We start from the raw sequence: 14,574 nt of genomic DNA, 5'->3' as shown, positions 1-14,574 counted from the left end.
ACACTATTCCGTTATCTGGACCACGGCATGATCGGCACGGCACTGAGCGCGTTTTTCGGTGAGCCTTCGACGACCTTGTCTGAGTAAGTCAGGTAGACCAGCGCGTTACGTTTGGCATCAAAGAAACGTACCACCTGCAGTTTTTTAAAGACCAGGGAAGTCCGTTTCTGGAAAACCACATCTCCCTGCGCTTTGCCGTTTTTAATCTTGTCGCTGACTTCTATGGGCCCGACCTGCTGGCAGGAAATTGCCGCGTCAGACGTATCTTCTGCCAGCCCTAATCCCCCTTTAATACCGCCGGTTTTGGCGCGGCTCAGGTAACAGGTGACATTTTTAACGTCAGGGTCATCAAACGCTTCGACAATAATCTTATGGTCCGGGCCAAACATCTTAAAGACGGTATCGACGGAACCTATCTGTTCCGCCTGCGCGGCCTGGCCCATAACGCAAAGTATTATTGCTACGATCAAACTCTTATATTTCATATTGTTACCATTTTTAAAATTTTAGCTGCGCAACTATTCAACATTTCAGCAGAAAATATATAGAGATCACAGTGTTAGGAATATTATGCCCGAATTATCTCCATAATCGCACTTAAGAACAAAAAAAACACTGAATGCTAAAACATCAAACAATGCTATTATCCGCTACCTTATCATCAGGTATCTGCGATTAAGGACGAGGAATTTATATGGATCAGGCAGGAATTATTCGCGATCTCCTTTCCTGGCTGGAGGGCCACCTGGATCAACCGTTGTCACTGGATAATGTGGCAGCCAAGGCGGGATATTCCAAGTGGCATTTGCAGCGGATGTTCAAGGACGTGACTGGCCATGCTATTGGCGCCTATATCCGCGCGCGCCGTCTGTCCAAATCCGCCGTTGCCCTGCGCCTGACGGCGCGTCCGATCCTTGATATCGCCTTACAGTACCGCTTCGATTCGCAGCAAACCTTTACCCGCGCCTTCAAAAAACAGTTCAACCAGACGCCCGCGCTGTATCGCCGTTCGCCGGACTGGAGCGCGTTCGGCATACGTCCGCCGCTGCGTCTTGGCGAATTCACGATGCCGAAGTATGAGTTTTTGACGTTGCCGGAAACACGTCTTGTCGGCGTCACCCAAAGCTATACCTGCAAACTGGAAGAGATCTCCGATTTCCGCCATCAGATGCGCATTCAGTTCTGGCGTGAATTCCTCAGCAATACGCCGTCTGTCCCGCCGATGCTGTACGGTTTACATGAACCGCGTCCAAGCCAGGATAAAGACGACGAGCAGGAGGTGTTCTACACCACCGCGCTGACGCCGGAGATGGCAAACGGGCACGTACAGAATACCCATCCGGTTGTGCTGGAAGGTGGTGAATATGTGATGTTCACCTACGACGGCCTGGGCACCGGGCTGCAGGAATTTATCCTGACGGTGTACGGCAGTTGCATGCCGATGCTCAACCTGACGCGTCGCCGGGGTCTGGATATCGAACGTTTCTATCCTGAAGACGACGTAAAGGGACAGGAAGCGCCCATTCATCTGCGCTGCGAATACCTGATCCCCGTACGCCGCTAACCGGTCTTAACGCTGTAGCTCATCCAACGCAGGGGCATCAAGATGCGAAACGTCCCCTGCGGTTTCTACTACCCATCCTGACGCCAGCCACGGGCTCTGCTGATAATCCACGCGGGAAATCGAACAGTTGCGTAAGCGCAGGCGACGCTCGGCATACGCCGGCAGCCCGAGGATGGTGCTGACCAGGCAGCCCAGCGCCATACCGTGGCTGACCAGCAACGGACGGCTCCCTTCCGGCAGTTCGAGGCAGGAAAGCAACGCCGCCTGCATGCGGTTGCCCAGCTCCTGCATCGACTCGCCATCAGGAATGCGGCCGTCCGGCGTGCCGTTGACCAGCTGGCGACGCCAGCCCTCTTCCTCTTCGGTCAGCGATTCAATTCTGCGCTTTTCCAGCACGCCCATGTCCAGCTCACGCAGGCGGGCGTCCAGCGTAACAGGACACCCGCAGGCTTCGGCGATGATCTCAGCCGTGCGGCGCGTACGCCCTAAATCGCTGGAGATGATATGAGTGATGCCTAATGTTCTGGCGCGTTCACCCACCTGCCAGGCCTGTTGCTCACCTTTCTCGGTCAGCGGACTGTCGGACTGGCCCTGAATGCGTCGCTCGGCGTTCCACTGCGTTTCACCGTGGCGAACAAGGTATACCTGTAACATGCTTTTTATCCGTTATACTGCGATGACAATTTCTTTGTAATGATATCCTGATTATGCACTATGTTGTCTCAGCAACCACCAATCCCGCCAAAATTCAGGCGATTCTTGCCGCTTTTTCCGGGATTTTCGGCGAAGGATCCTGCCATATTGAGGCTATCTCCGTCGAGAGCGGCGTGCCGGAACAGCCGCTCGGGAGTGACGAAACACGCGCTGGCGCACGTAATCGTGTCGACAATGCCCGTCTTGCGCGCCCGGAAGCTGACTTCTGGGTGGCGATTGAAGCCGGTATCGACGAGGGCAGCACCTTCAGTTGGGTGGTGATCGATAACCGCGAGCAGCGCGGCGAAGCGCGTTCCGCCACGCTTCCATTGCCAAAGGTCATTCTGGAGAAAGTGCTCGCCGGTGAGGCGCTGGGGCCGGTGATGTCACATTACACCGGCATTGACGAGATTGGCCGCAAAGAAGGCGCCATTGGCGTGTTTACCGCTGGCACCCTGACTCGCAGCAGCGTTTACCATCAGGCCGTGGTACTGGCGCTCAGCCCGTTCCACAACGCGGTTTATCGCTGAGTGTGTGGCAGCGTCTGTTCGAGCCACTGACGCAGCTCGGCAGGCGCGGATTTCAGGCTGTTCGACCCACGAGTGATGGTGGCAATGCCCGCGCCAAGCTCGCTTTTCAGCTCGCGCTGACTCATTTCGCCGCGCAACAGTTCCTCAATAATGCGCACTCGGGTGCCCAGCGCTTCGCGTTCATCGGGGGTCATCATCAGGCTGAGCAGCGGAAGATGCAGATCGGCGCTGTACGCCTGGCGAAGCAGTTCCACAAAACGAAGCCATTCCTGATTACGCTGTTCGGTCACCGCCGCTGAATAAGGGGATTGCTGATTCATGTCAGGCCACCATGTCAGGGTGGGCAGCGAGAGTGCTGCCCACTATTTGTACTCTTCAACGAGTACAAAGCATAACATACTCGCTTCGAATCAGTAACGCTGGCGGAATTCTGAATCACTCAAAATCACCGGTTTGTCACCCATGAAGTAGCGATAGTAGGCGTCATAAGCCAGTACGTTCTTCACATAGCTGCGGGTTTCTGAGAACGGAATGCTCTCGACAAACGCCACCGCATCAAGGCGACCCGCGCTGTTGCTGCGCCACGTCCGCACGCGACCCGGGCCCGCGTTGTACGCGGCAGAGGCGTAGATACGGTTATTCCCAAATTGCTGATAGACGTATTGCAGATAACTGGTGCCGATATTGATATTGGTTTCCGGGTCAAGCAACTGGCTCTGGCTGCTATAACCGGGGATGTTAAACATTTTCACCGTATGGGCTGCTGTCGCTGGCATCAGTTGCATCAGACCCGTCGCGCCGACCGGCGAACGCACTTTCGGGTTCCAGGCGCTCTCCTGACGCGAAATCGCCATCGCATAGCTTTGTGTAATGTCCTTGCCGCTGGTATAGCGCACGTACAGATCCCGGTAGGCCAGCGGGAAGCGCTCCTGCAGGTTATCCCACAGTTTCCCGGCGATCGTCGCCTGGACGCTAAGATCCCACCAGTCCCGGTCAAAGGCATAACGCGCCAGTTGCGCCTGCTCGTTTTTCGTCCGGCTACTGACCAGGTTGGCCCATTCGCTGCGGGCGGTGTTATCCAGCCCCCAGAACATCAGTTCGCGCACCCGCGCCATTTCCTGACCGTTGACCAGCAGTGGCGCAATGGTACCCTCCGCCTTTTCCACGCGAAGCGGGTAATCTTCACCCAGCCGCTGCGCGGCGACCATCGGGTAGAAACCACGCTGTTGCATCAGCGAATGTAAAATCTCTTTCGCTTCAGCGTCACGTCCGCGCTCCATCAGCAGATCCGCCTGCCAGTAGCGCCATTCGTCTTTTTCTTTTGCTTCCATCGGCAGCCGCGACAGCCAGGTATTCAGGCCGCGGCGATCGCCGGACCCAATCGCCATGCGCACACGGCGCTCCAGCAACAAGGTGGATTCCGTACGCATAATGGCGTCGTCACGCCAGCGCGCCTGCTCGCTGGTGATGTCATTGGCCATCAGACGCCACGCCACGATGTCGCGCAGTTCCTGCGTCTGCGCGTCATTGAGCTGTTGTGCCTGCACCAGCGACGGGATCATCAGGCGCGCGTTTTCCGCATCCTGCCGCGCCACGCTGGCAAAGGCGACCGCCGCCATCTGGCGGGTGAAATCCGTCGCACCGGTCGTGCGGGCGAAGGTCAGTACGTTCTGCGGGTTGCTCGCGAGATCGGTTACCGCCGCCGCCATCGTGAGATAGTCGCCCGGCATCTGTGCCGCCAGCGCTTTCACCAGCCCGGTGTTGCCCGCTTTCATCGCCAGGCGAATACGTTCCAGCCAGGCGAGCGGATCCTGGGTTCCTGACGCGCGCCAGGCGCTGAACAGCTTGTCGCAGGCGTTCGGCTGGCTCTTGCCGGTCAGCCACAGATCTTTCGCCCCGTTCCAGGCGTCCTGTGTCAGCCCGGTGCTGTATTTGGCGTAGTAGTAATTACATTGCGCTTCCGTGGTACCTGGTTTTTCCGGGCTGAAAGCCAGCAGTCCACGCCAGTCTTCACGGCGGGCAAGTTCATTCACAAAGCGGTTTTGCAGCGTACGCGCCGGGGGTAACGTCGGATTGGCGCGGACAAAATTGGTCACGGTGATCGCGGGTTCGTTCATCAGATCGTCAGTGAGTTGACGATATTCGAGATAGGGATACAGCGGGTAGTCTTTCAGCGTGGGCATCAGTTGCGCCACCACATCCATTTGCCGGTTATCCCATGCCTGTTTAACCTGGAGATAGCGGCTGCGCTGTTCATCCAGTGAATCGGCATGCGCCAGGCTGTTTACCGTCAGCAGGCAGACGCTGGCGGCCAGCAAACGCCAGGCCAGGTTTTTGGCTCTTTCCACAAGCTCTTCCTCAATATAAAAATGCAGCATCGTGCCGCTCAGGACCTCTTTTATGCTAATAAGACATTACCGAATTCGCCATGTTCCGGACACTTTTTTACCTTGCTGGGCTTAGCCAGCGAAAAAGGCTACACTTCGCCTTTGAAAACTTCTGATCAAAATAAAAGAGGCGAAGTCCAACGTGGCTCAATTCGTTTATACCATGCATCGTGTCGGCAAAGTGGTTCCGCCGAAACGTCATATTTTGAAAAATATCTCGCTGAGCTTCTTCCCTGGCGCAAAAATCGGTGTCCTTGGCCTGAACGGCGCCGGTAAGTCCACCCTGCTGCGCATTATGGCGGGCATCGATACTGATATCGAGGGCGAAGCCCGTCCGCAGCCTGGCATTAAAATCGGCTACCTGCCGCAGGAACCTCAGCTGAATCCCGAGCATACCGTGCGTGAATCCGTAGAAGAAGCGGTTTCCGAGGTGGTGAATGCGCTGAAGGGTCTGGACGAGGTGTATGCGAAATACGCTGAACCGGACGCCGATTTCGACAAGCTCGCCGCGCAGCAAGGTAAGTTCGAAGAAATTATCCAGGCGCACGACGGTCATAACCTGAACGTGCAACTGGAGCGCGCCGCTGATGCGCTGCGTCTGCCGGAGTGGGAGGCGAAAATCGCTAACCTGTCCGGGGGTGAGCGCCGCCGAGTGGCGCTGTGCCGCCTGCTGCTGGAAAAACCAGACATGCTGCTGCTCGACGAACCGACCAACCACCTCGACGCCGAGTCGGTGGCCTGGCTGGAACGCTTCCTGCACGACTTCGAAGGCACCGTGGTGGCGATTACCCACGACCGTTACTTCCTGGATAACGTCGCAGGCTGGATCCTCGAACTCGACCGTGGCGAAGGCATTCCGTGGGAAGGCAACTACTCGTCCTGGCTGGAGCAGAAAGACCAGCGTCTGGCGCAGGAAGCCTCTGCCGAAGCGGCTCGCCGTAAATCCATCGAGAAAGAGCTGGAGTGGGTACGTCAGGGTGCGAAAGGCCGTCAGTCGAAAGGCAAGGCGCGTCTGGCTCGCTTTGAAGAACTCAACAACACTGAATACCAGAAACGTAACGAAACCAACGAACTGTTTATTCCACCGGGAACCCGTCTGGGCGACAAAGTCGTGGAAGTCAGCAATCTGCGTAAGTCCTACGGCGATCGCGTGTTGATCGACGATCTGAGCTTCTCGGTACCGAAAGGCGCGATTGTCGGCATCATCGGTCCGAACGGCGCGGGTAAATCCACGCTGTTCCGCATGATGTCAGGTCAGGAACAGCCGGACAGCGGCAGCATCACCCTCGGTGAAACGGTGAAGCTGGCCTCGGTTGATCAGTTCCGTGACAGCATGGACAACAGCAAAACCGTATGGGAAGAGGTCTCCGGCGGTCTGGATATCATGAAGATCGGCAACACTGAAATGCCGAGCCGCGCCTACGTTGGTCGCTTTAACTTCAAAGGCACTGATCAGGGTAAACGCGTCGGTGAACTGTCCGGTGGTGAGCGTGGTCGTCTGCATCTGGCGAAACTGCTGCAGGTGGGCGGTAACGTACTGCTGCTCGATGAACCAACCAACGACCTGGATATCGAAACCCTGCGCGCGCTGGAAAACGCCCTGCTGGAGTTCCCAGGCTGCGCGATGGTTATCTCGCACGACCGTTGGTTCCTCGACCGTATCGCGACCCACATTCTGGATTACCAGGACGAAGGTAAGGTCGAATTCTTTGAAGGTAACTTTACCGAGTACGAAGAGTACAAGAAACGCACCCTCGGCGCCGATGCGCTGGAGCCGAAGCGTATCAAGTACAAACGTATTGCGAAGTAATTAACGCGACATGCCGGATGGCGCTACGCTTATCCGGCATGTCTGTCTCAGTCCTGCTCGCCCATCATCTCTTTCACCAGCTCCACGCAGCGCAGAAAACGCCCGTCGTAATCCGGCTCTTTCACATGCACAAACTCAATGTTGTTGGCGTTGAGCATCTCCACCAGTAGCGTCTGAAACTCTTTGCGATCAACCGAGCTGCCGAGGCTGCGCAGACCGTCCGCCACCCACGGCGTGTTGTTTTCCAGCAGGATAACCAGGTGGAAACGGTATTCATCAATCAGCGCCTGCACAAACGGGTGTTCGCGCCCTTCGTATTTTTTACAGAACGCCTGCGTTGTGACGAAATCAGTATCAACAAACGCGACTTTATTCGCATATTTCACCGCGAAATCAATATATTGCGCATGACCGAGCGCGATCTTGTCGTAATCAGAATACTGCAGCGCCATCTCATCGCCACCAAGATGCGAAAAGACATAATCGCGACCATATTCCCAGGCGCTGGTGGTATTGAAGATGTTGGCAAGTTTGTTCACCAGCGTCGATTTACCGCTCGACTCGCCCCCCAGCACCGCTACCGTGCGCACGAAAAACGGTTTTACTTCCGTCGGGATGTATTCCCAGTAGCGGAACGGGTTCTCACGGATCTGCGCGCCGCTGATGTTCATGAAGGTACGCTTCGGATCGATAAGCACCGTTTCAACGCCCAGATGCTTCAGGTACTGCGGTGCGTCCGCTTCTTCGGAGGTGTAGATCCAGTTCGGCGTGATCCCTTTCTCCTCCATGAAGGCATGAATGCCCCGGCTCCAGACGTCCCAGCCGTGTGGATAGGGCTCCATTCCCTCTTCATTGAAGGCATGAATACGGATGTTCTTCTGATATTTAAAAGTTTGCAGCAACCAGCGCAGACGGTCAGATACTGTCGGTTGTTGGGACATGGCGCTGTCCTCGAACAGCGCGCGGTCGCGCGTGTCGTCATAACCCATGATGATGTGCAGCTCATCGACCTGACTACAGGCGCGCTGGATCAGGTAGATATGACCGGTATGCAGCGGATAAAACTTACCAAACACCACGCCGATGTTTTTCTCACGACGCGGAAACTCAAGCCCCAGAAAACGGTGCAGGGCTTCCAGCTTTTGCGCGCTGGGGCTTTTGATTTTGGCATTCAGCAGCTGGCTTAAATAGCCTTTGGTCATGCCGCTGGCATCCGCCACCTGCTGCAGGGTACAGCCTTTCTGACGGATGGCGGTTTTCAGATAGTCAAATGACGACATGAATGCCCCTCTGAGTTGAAGTTGTGCTTTGTATTATAAGTCGTCAAAGACACTTAACGCATCAGAGAGTTTTTTCACACCAAAGACTTGCATCCCTTCCGGGACTTTTTTCGGCACGTTGGCGGCCGGGACGATCGCCCGACGGAAACCGTGTTTTGCCGCTTCGGAAATACGCTCCTGACCGCTCGGTACCGGACGAATTTCGCCCGCCAGACCGACTTCGCCAAAGACGACTAAATCCTGCGGTAAGGGTCGGTCACGCAGGCTGGAAACCATCGCCAGCAGCAGTGCCAGATCAGCGCTGGTTTCGGTGACTTTCACGCCGCCGACCACGTTGACGAAAACGTCCTGGTCGGCCATTTGCAGGCCGCCGTGGCGATGCAGCACCGCCAGCAGGATCGCCAGTCGGTTCTGCTCCAGCCCCACCGCCACGCGGCGCGGGTTAGCCATCATGGAATGATCCACCAGCGCCTGAATCTCGACCAGCAGCGGACGCGTGCCTTCCCACACTACCATCACCGAACTGCCGGACGTGACTTCATCGCCACGGCTCAAGAAAATCGCCGACGGGTTGCTGACTTCGCGCAACCCCTGCTCGGTCATGGCGAATACACCCAGCTCATTCACCGCGCCAAAGCGGTTCTTATGGCTGCGCAGCGTACGGAAGCGGGAATCGGCGTCGCCGTCGAGCAACACGGAACAGTCGATGCAGTGCTCAAGCACTTTCGGCCCGGCCAGCGAGCCGTCTTTCGTCACATGCCCGACCATCACGATCGCCACGCCGCGCGTTTTGGCAAACCGCGTCAGATAAGCCGCGGTTTCACGCACCTGCGCCACGCTGCCGGGCGATGACTGGATATCGGCCATATGCATCACCTGGATGGAGTCGATGACCATCAGGCGCGGTTGTTCTTCGTCAGCGATAAGACAGATTTGTTCAATGCTGGTTTCGGACAGCATATTCAGATTTGCCGTTGGCAGGCCGAGACGGTGCGCGCGCATCGCCACCTGTTGCAGTGACTCTTCGCCGGTGACGTACAGGGTTTTCATCTGCTCGGCGAGGCGACACAGCGTCTGCAGCAGCAGCGTGGATTTCCCCGCGCCGGGGTTACCGCCAATCAGGATCGCACTGCCCGGCACGACGCCGCCGCCCAGCACGCGGTCAAATTCTTTGAAACCGGTGGAGAAGCGCGGGAGCTCTTCCAGGCTGATGTCTGACAGCTTCTGCACTTTCGACGGGCCAGCGCTGCCCGCATAGCCGCTCAGACGCTCGTTACGCGCCACCGTGGGCGAAGCGGCAATACGCACTTCGGTGATCGTGTTCCAGGCATGGCAGGCGCTGCACTGCCCCTGCCAGCGCGGATAATCCGCACCACACTCGTTACAGACAAATGCGCGTTTCGGTGCTTTCGCCACAGAGACCTCTTACTTTTGATTCAGGCTGCCGGAGAGAATGCAGAAGATCCCCATCAGGTCAGCGTGACGGATGGACACTTCCGTCTGTTCATTAACTTTCGGTTTAGCGTGGTAGGCGATGCCAAGACTGGCGGCTTTGATCATCAGCAGATCGTTGGCGCCATCACCCACGGCGACCGTTTGCCCTTCCGGGATTTCAAATTTTGCCGCCAGACGCTTCAGGGTATTGGCTTTATACTTCGCATCGACGATATCACCAATCACGTGACCAGTGAGCTTGCCGTCGATGATTTCCAGTTCGTTGGCGGTCACGCTGCTGAGATGCAGTTTATCGCGCAGGTATTCAGCAAAAAAGGTAAAGCCGCCGGACGCGATCGCCACATGCCAGCCCAGCGCATGTAGCTTCAGCACTAATTGCGTCAGCCCCGGCATCAACGGCAAATCGTCACGAACCTGGCGTAGAATAGCGGCGTCGGCCCCTTTCAGCGTGGCCACACGGCTGCGCAGGCTGGCGGCAAAATCCAGCTCGCCGCGCATGGCGCGCTCGGTGACTTCCGCCACCATGTCGCCGGTACCGGCCAGTTTGGCGATTTCGTCGATGCATTCAACCTGAATGGCCGTCGAATCCATGTCCATCACCAACAGGCCTGGGCTTTTAAGGTGTGGAATTTTACCCAGCGGCGCGACGTCCAGCCCGGCATCGTGAGCCAGACGCGTGGCGCGTGGCGTCAGCGAACCGGCCAGGCGGATGACCTGATAATCTTCCACGCACCAGGCGGAGACGATCACCATCGCCGCCCCTAACGTGCTCTGATAGGTCGTCAGACGTTCTTTATTCAGGCCGCGGCCGTACAGCAGCCAGCCACTGCGGCCAGCATGATAATCAAGCGGCATCACTTCATCGCCACTTAATGAAAGCGGCAATCCGGGCCACAGAGAGACGTCTTCAGGGAGATCGCACCAGGTCAGACTGTTCGGCATTACAGCTCCACGCATCAACAAACAGGTAAGGAAAATAACGCATGAGGCTACCTTGTAACCAGCGCTTCTGGCAACATTAAGCTGCAAATTTTCAAAGGTGGAATATGGTTCGCGCAAAACTGAAATTCCGGCTGCATCGCGCCGTGATCGTTCTGATATGTCTCGCCCTGCTGGTTGCCCTGATGCAGGGGGCGTCCTGGTTCAGCCAGAACCACCAGCGGCAGCGTAATCCGCAGATGGAAGAGCTGGCGCGGACGCTGGCCCGCCAGGTGACGCAGAATCTGGCGCCGCTGATGCGAACGGATAATCCGGATGAAAAAAAGATCACCCATTTGCTGACGCAACTGACGACGGAAAGCCGCATTCTTGATGCGGGCGTCTACGACGGAGAGGGCGATCTCGTGGCCCGTGCCGGGGAAGGCGTCGACGTGCGCGACCGGCTGGCGCTGGATGGCAAAAAAGCGGGCGGCTATTTCAATCAACAAATTGTCGAGCCGGTACAGGGCAAAAACGGCCCGCTCGGCTATCTGCGCCTGACGCTGGATACCCACACGCTGCCGACGGAAGCCCGTCAGGTGGATAACACCACCAATATTCTTCGGCTGATGCTGTTGCTGTCACTGGCGATTGGCGTGGTGCTGGCGCGTACGTTGCTGCGCGGCAAACGTACCCGCTGGCAGCAGTCCCCTTTCCTGCTCACCGCCAACAAGTCGGTGCCGGAAGAGGATGAGAGCGAGAAGAAAGAAGGATGATAGAATCAGATTTCGTTTCAGAAAGGAAATCTGCCATGTCGACGCTCCGTCTGCTTATTTCAGACTCTTATGATCCCTGGTTTAACCTTGCGGTGGAAGAGTGTATTTTCCGCCAGATGCCCGCCACTCAGCGGGTGCTGTTCCTGTGGCGCAACGCCGATACCGTGGTCATTGGTCGCGCGCAGAACCCGTGGAAAGAGTGCAACACACGGCGCATGGAAGAAGATAACGTGCGCCTGGCGCGTCGCAGCAGTGGCGGCGGCGCGGTGTTCCATGATCTCGGTAATACCTGCTTTACCTTTATGGCGGGGAAACCGGAATACGATAAAACCATTTCCACCGCTATCGTGCTCGACGCCCTCAACGCGCTCGGCGTGACAGCGGATGCCTCCGGGCGTAACGATCTGGTGGTCAAAACGCCGGACGGCGATCGCAAAGTCTCCGGCTCCGCTTACCGGGAAACCAAAGATCGCGGCTTTCACCACGGCACGTTGTTGCTGAATGCGGATCTCAGCCGACTGGCCAACTACCTGAATCCTGATAAGAAAAAGCTGCAGGCGAAGGGGATAACCTCTGTGCGCGGTCGTGTGGCGAATCTTATCGAATTGCTGCCGGGGATCACCCACGAACAGATTTGCCAGGCAGTGACCGAGGCCTTTTTCGCCCACTACGGTGAGCGCGTGGACGCGGAAATCATCTCCCCGGACAAGACGCCCGATCTGCCTAATTTCGCTGAGACCTTTGCCCGCCAGAGCAGTTGGGAGTGGAACTTCGGTCAGGCGCCCGCGTTTTCGCATCTGCTGGATGAGCGTTTTACCTGGGGCGGCGTCGAACTGCATTTTGATGTCGAGAAAGGTCACATCACCCGGACGCAGGTGTTTACCGACAGCCTTAACCCGGCGCCGTTAGAAGCGCTGGCGGCACGGTTGCAGGGCTGTCTTTACCGGGCAGATATGCTGCAACAGGAGTGCGATGCGCTATTAGGTGATTTTCCGGAGCAGGAAAACGAGTTGCGGGAGTTATCGGCGTGGATTGCCGGGGCCGTGCGGTAAAAAGCGTTGACCAGTAAGCCGGGTAAGGCGAAGCCGCCACCCGGCACTGACACTAAAACTACTCTTTATCGCCCAGCAGAACGGATTCCAGCGCGATTTTAATCATGTCGTTGAACGTGGTCTGACGTTCAGCCGCCGTGGTCTGTTCGTGAGTACGGATATGGTCGGACACGGTGCAGATGGTCAGTGCTTTCGCACCGAATTCCGCCGCCACGCCGTAAATACCCGCTGCTTCCATTTCCACGCCCAGAATGCCGTATTTTTCCATCACGTCAAACATGGTCGGGTCCGGCGTATAGAACAGGTCGGCAGAGAAGATGTTGCCGACGCGGGCATCAACGCCCAGCGCTTTCGCTGCATCTACCGCGTTACGCACCATGCCGAAGTCCGCGATAGCAGCAAAGTCATGATCTTTGAAACGCAGGCGGTTCACTTTGGAATCGGTGCAGGCACCCATGCCGATGACCACATCACGCAGTTTCACATCCGGACGCACCGCGCCGCAGGAACCCACACGAATGATTTTCTTCACGCCGAAATCGGTGATCAGCTCTTTGGTGTAGATGGAGCAGGATGGGATACCCATGCCGTGGCCCATCACGGAGATTTTGCGGCCTTTGTAAGTACCGGTGTAGCCCAGCATGCCGCGAACGTTGTTCACTTCGCGGAAGTTTTCGAGGAACGTTTCTGCAATATGCTTCGCACGCAGCGGATCGCCAGGCATCAGTACGACGTCTGCGAAATCACCCATTTCTGCGTTAATGTGTGGGGTAGCCATTCTTAATTCCCTTATGAGTTATTTATGCCGGGTGGCGGCTGTGCCTTACCCGGCCTACAAAATCGCAATGACCTTAAAACATGGCTTTGCCATATTCCATGGCAGACGTGCCAAAGTATTTCGCCAGCGTCTGACCGATATCAGCAAACGTTTCGCGGTGGCCCAGAGAGCCCGCTTTCACTTTCGGGCCGTAAACCAGCACCGGAATATGCTCACGGGTGTGGTCGGTGCCTTTCCAGGTCGGATCGCAGCCGTGGTCAGCGGTCAGGATCAGGATGTCATCTTCACCGACAAGTTCCATCAGCTCCGGCAGACGGCGGTCGAACAGTTCCAGACCGGCGGCATAGCCCGCGACATCGCGACGGTGACCCCAGGAGGAGTCGAAATCGACGAAGTTGGTGAAGACAATGGTCTTGTCACCCGCCTCTTTCATCTCTTTGATCGTGGCGTCAAACAGCGCGTCCAGTCCGGTGGCTTTCACTTTTTTGGTGATGCCGCAGTTAGCGTAAATGTCGGCGATTTTACCCACCGAAACCACCTGGCCGTCTTTCTCGTCGACCAGTTTCTGCAACACGGTCGGTGCAGGCGGCTCTACTGCCAGATCGTGGCGGTTGCCGGTACGCTGGAAGTGGCCCGGTTTGTCACCGATAAACGGACGCGCAATCACACGACCAATGTTGTAGCCGCCTTCGGTCAGCTCTTCGCGGGCGATTTCGCACAGTTCATACAGTCTGTCGAGGCCAAAGGTCTCTTCGTGGCAGGCAATCTGGAACACCGAGTCTGCGGAAGTATAGAAAATCGGTTTCCCGGTTTTCATGTGCTCTTCGCCGAGCTGGTCGAGGATCACCGTCCCGGAAGAGTGGCAGTTACCGAGGTAACCCGGCAGATTCGCGCGTTTCACCAGCTTATCGAGCAGTTCCTGCGGGAAGCTGTTTTCCTGATCGGAGAAGTATCCCCAGTCAAACAGCACCGGCACACCGGCGATTTCCCAGTGCCCCGACGGGGTATCTTTACCGGAAGAGAGCTCGTGCGCCCAGGCGTACGCGCCAATGACTTCCGCATTGCCATCAAGGCCCGCAGCGATTTTACCGGTTGAGCCTTCATGGGCTTTCGCCAGGCCCAGACGGGTCAGGTTCGGCAGATTCAGCGGACCTTTACGGCCGTTGTCAGCGTCCCCTCTGGCACAGGTTTCCGCGATATGGCCGAGGGTGTCTGAACCCACGTCGCCAAAGCGGTCGGCATCTTCAGTAGCACCAATGCCGAAGGAGTCCAGCACCATAATAAATGCACGTTTCATCAATCTTTCTCCGTACTCTATGCGCTGCAAAAAA

The 14,574-nt window shown here is 56.8% G+C and carries 14 protein-coding genes; 5 read left to right on the top strand and 9 right to left on the bottom strand.

The features are described 5' to 3' along the window. Positions 1–11: 11 nt before the first annotated feature. Positions 12–485 carry a protein CreA gene (gene creA / locus AOY23_RS02645; protein WP_054178293.1) on the bottom strand — a complete coding sequence of 158 codons (474 nt, stop codon included), beginning with the start codon at positions 483–485 and terminating at the stop codon, positions 12–14. A gap of 209 nt (positions 486–694) precedes the next feature. On the opposite strand from creA, the gene robA reads away from it, so the two are divergent. Beyond that, the gene (robA, locus tag AOY23_RS02640) at positions 695–1,564 is read left to right on the top strand and encodes an MDR efflux pump AcrAB transcriptional activator RobA (protein WP_054178292.1); all 870 of its coding nucleotides are present in this window, start codon (positions 695–697) and stop codon (positions 1,562–1,564) included. Positions 1,565–1,570: 6 nt separating this feature from the next. Here the strand turns inward: robA and gpmB are convergent, their stop codons facing one another. Continuing rightward, a complete protein-coding gene (gpmB, locus tag AOY23_RS02635; RefSeq protein ID WP_054178291.1) occupies positions 1,571–2,218 on the bottom strand; it encodes a 2,3-diphosphoglycerate-dependent phosphoglycerate mutase GpmB in 648 nt (215 codons plus the stop codon). 53 nt (positions 2,219–2,271) lie between these two features. Here gpmB and yjjX point away from each other — a divergent pair, with 53 nt between their 5' ends. Then, positions 2,272–2,787 (top strand): inosine/xanthosine triphosphatase, encoded by a 516-nt coding sequence (yjjX, locus tag AOY23_RS02630; protein ID WP_054178290.1) that lies wholly within the window; start codon positions 2,272–2,274, stop codon positions 2,785–2,787. Here the strand turns inward: yjjX and trpR are convergent. Together trpR and sltY are read right to left on the bottom strand one after the other, a co-directional pair. Further along, on the bottom strand, positions 2,778–3,107 hold the full coding sequence (trpR, locus tag AOY23_RS02625; RefSeq protein WP_038155773.1) for a trp operon repressor: 330 nt from the start codon (positions 3,105–3,107) through the stop codon (positions 2,778–2,780). The genes yjjX and trpR overlap by 10 nt on opposite strands. A 90-nt stretch (positions 3,108–3,197) precedes the next feature. Further along, positions 3,198–5,135 carry a murein transglycosylase gene (gene sltY, locus AOY23_RS02620; protein WP_054178454.1) on the bottom strand — a complete coding sequence of 646 codons (1,938 nt, stop codon included), beginning with the start codon at positions 5,133–5,135 and terminating at the stop codon, positions 3,198–3,200. A gap of 181 nt (positions 5,136–5,316) precedes the next feature. Between sltY and ettA the strand changes: the two genes are divergently transcribed. Then, positions 5,317–6,984 carry an energy-dependent translational throttle protein EttA gene (ettA, locus tag AOY23_RS02615; RefSeq protein ID WP_054178289.1) on the top strand — a complete coding sequence of 556 codons (1,668 nt, stop codon included), beginning with the start codon at positions 5,317–5,319 and terminating at the stop codon, positions 6,982–6,984. Positions 6,985–7,031: 47 nt separating this feature from the next. Here the strand turns inward: ettA and nadR are convergent, their stop codons facing one another. From nadR to serB, 3 genes are read right to left on the bottom strand one after another with little or no spacing between them, the layout of a single operon-like run. Beyond that, positions 7,032–8,264 carry a multifunctional transcriptional regulator/nicotinamide-nucleotide adenylyltransferase/ribosylnicotinamide kinase NadR gene (gene nadR / locus AOY23_RS02610; protein WP_054178288.1) on the bottom strand — a complete coding sequence of 411 codons (1,233 nt, stop codon included), beginning with the start codon at positions 8,262–8,264 and terminating at the stop codon, positions 7,032–7,034. 33 nt (positions 8,265–8,297) lie between these two features. Beyond that, the gene (gene radA / locus AOY23_RS02605; RefSeq protein ID WP_054178287.1) at positions 8,298–9,680 is read right to left on the bottom strand and encodes a DNA repair protein RadA; all 1,383 of its coding nucleotides are present in this window, start codon (positions 9,678–9,680) and stop codon (positions 8,298–8,300) included. Between the two features lie 9 nt (positions 9,681–9,689). Further along, on the bottom strand, positions 9,690–10,661 hold the full coding sequence (gene serB, locus AOY23_RS02600; RefSeq protein WP_054178286.1) for a phosphoserine phosphatase: 972 nt from the start codon (positions 10,659–10,661) through the stop codon (positions 9,690–9,692). Positions 10,662–10,765: 104 nt separating this feature from the next. Between serB and AOY23_RS02595 the strand changes: the two genes are divergently transcribed. Continuing rightward, positions 10,766–11,413, top strand: coding sequence for a YtjB family periplasmic protein (locus AOY23_RS02595; protein ID WP_054178285.1), 648 nt, complete (start codon positions 10,766–10,768; stop codon positions 11,411–11,413). 35 nt (positions 11,414–11,448) lie between these two features. Beyond that, positions 11,449–12,465 (top strand): lipoate--protein ligase LplA, encoded by a 1,017-nt coding sequence (gene lplA, locus AOY23_RS02590; protein ID WP_054178284.1) that lies wholly within the window; start codon positions 11,449–11,451, stop codon positions 12,463–12,465. Positions 12,466–12,523: 58 nt separating this feature from the next. Here the strand turns inward: lplA and deoD are convergent, their stop codons facing one another. Both deoD and deoB read right to left on the bottom strand, forming a co-directional pair. Further along, the gene (gene deoD, locus AOY23_RS02585; RefSeq protein ID WP_054178283.1) at positions 12,524–13,243 is read right to left on the bottom strand and encodes a purine-nucleoside phosphorylase; all 720 of its coding nucleotides are present in this window, start codon (positions 13,241–13,243) and stop codon (positions 12,524–12,526) included. Positions 13,244–13,316: 73 nt separating this feature from the next. After that, the gene (deoB, locus tag AOY23_RS02580) at positions 13,317–14,540 is read right to left on the bottom strand and encodes a phosphopentomutase (protein ID WP_054178282.1); all 1,224 of its coding nucleotides are present in this window, start codon (positions 14,538–14,540) and stop codon (positions 13,317–13,319) included. Positions 14,541–14,574: the final 34 nt, after the last annotated feature.

It is taken from the genome of Trabulsiella odontotermitis, assembly GCF_001297775.1.
GTDB classification, from domain to species: domain Bacteria; phylum Pseudomonadota; class Gammaproteobacteria; order Enterobacterales; family Enterobacteriaceae; genus Trabulsiella; species Trabulsiella odontotermitis.
The sequence above is the reverse complement of the archived record's forward strand: the minus strand, read 5'-3'. Positions and strand labels throughout refer to the sequence as shown.

What these genes read in the sequence shown, in the direction of transcription:
- creA (WP_054178293.1), bottom strand. Translation starts at nt 485, where the DNA reads ATGAAATATAAGAGTTTGATCGTAGCAATAATACTTTGCGTTATGGGC.
- robA (WP_054178292.1), top strand. Translation starts at nt 695, where the DNA reads ATGGATCAGGCAGGAATTATTCGCGATCTCCTTTCCTGGCTGGAGGGC.
- gpmB (WP_054178291.1), bottom strand. Translation starts at nt 2,218, where the DNA reads ATGTTACAGGTATACCTTGTTCGCCACGGTGAAACGCAGTGGAACGCC.
- yjjX (WP_054178290.1), top strand. Translation starts at nt 2,272, where the DNA reads ATGCACTATGTTGTCTCAGCAACCACCAATCCCGCCAAAATTCAGGCG.
- trpR (WP_038155773.1), bottom strand. Translation starts at nt 3,107, where the DNA reads ATGAATCAGCAATCCCCTTATTCAGCGGCGGTGACCGAACAGCGTAAT.
- nadR (WP_054178288.1), bottom strand. Translation starts at nt 8,264, where the DNA reads ATGTCGTCATTTGACTATCTGAAAACCGCCATCCGTCAGAAAGGCTGT.
- serB (WP_054178286.1), bottom strand. Translation starts at nt 10,661, where the DNA reads ATGCCGAACAGTCTGACCTGGTGCGATCTCCCTGAAGACGTCTCTCTG.
- AOY23_RS02595 (WP_054178285.1), top strand. Translation starts at nt 10,766, where the DNA reads ATGGTTCGCGCAAAACTGAAATTCCGGCTGCATCGCGCCGTGATCGTT.
- lplA (WP_054178284.1), top strand. Translation starts at nt 11,449, where the DNA reads ATGTCGACGCTCCGTCTGCTTATTTCAGACTCTTATGATCCCTGGTTT.
- deoD (WP_054178283.1), bottom strand. Translation starts at nt 13,243, where the DNA reads ATGGCTACCCCACACATTAACGCAGAAATGGGTGATTTCGCAGACGTC.
- deoB (WP_054178282.1), bottom strand. Translation starts at nt 14,540, where the DNA reads ATGAAACGTGCATTTATTATGGTGCTGGACTCCTTCGGCATTGGTGCT.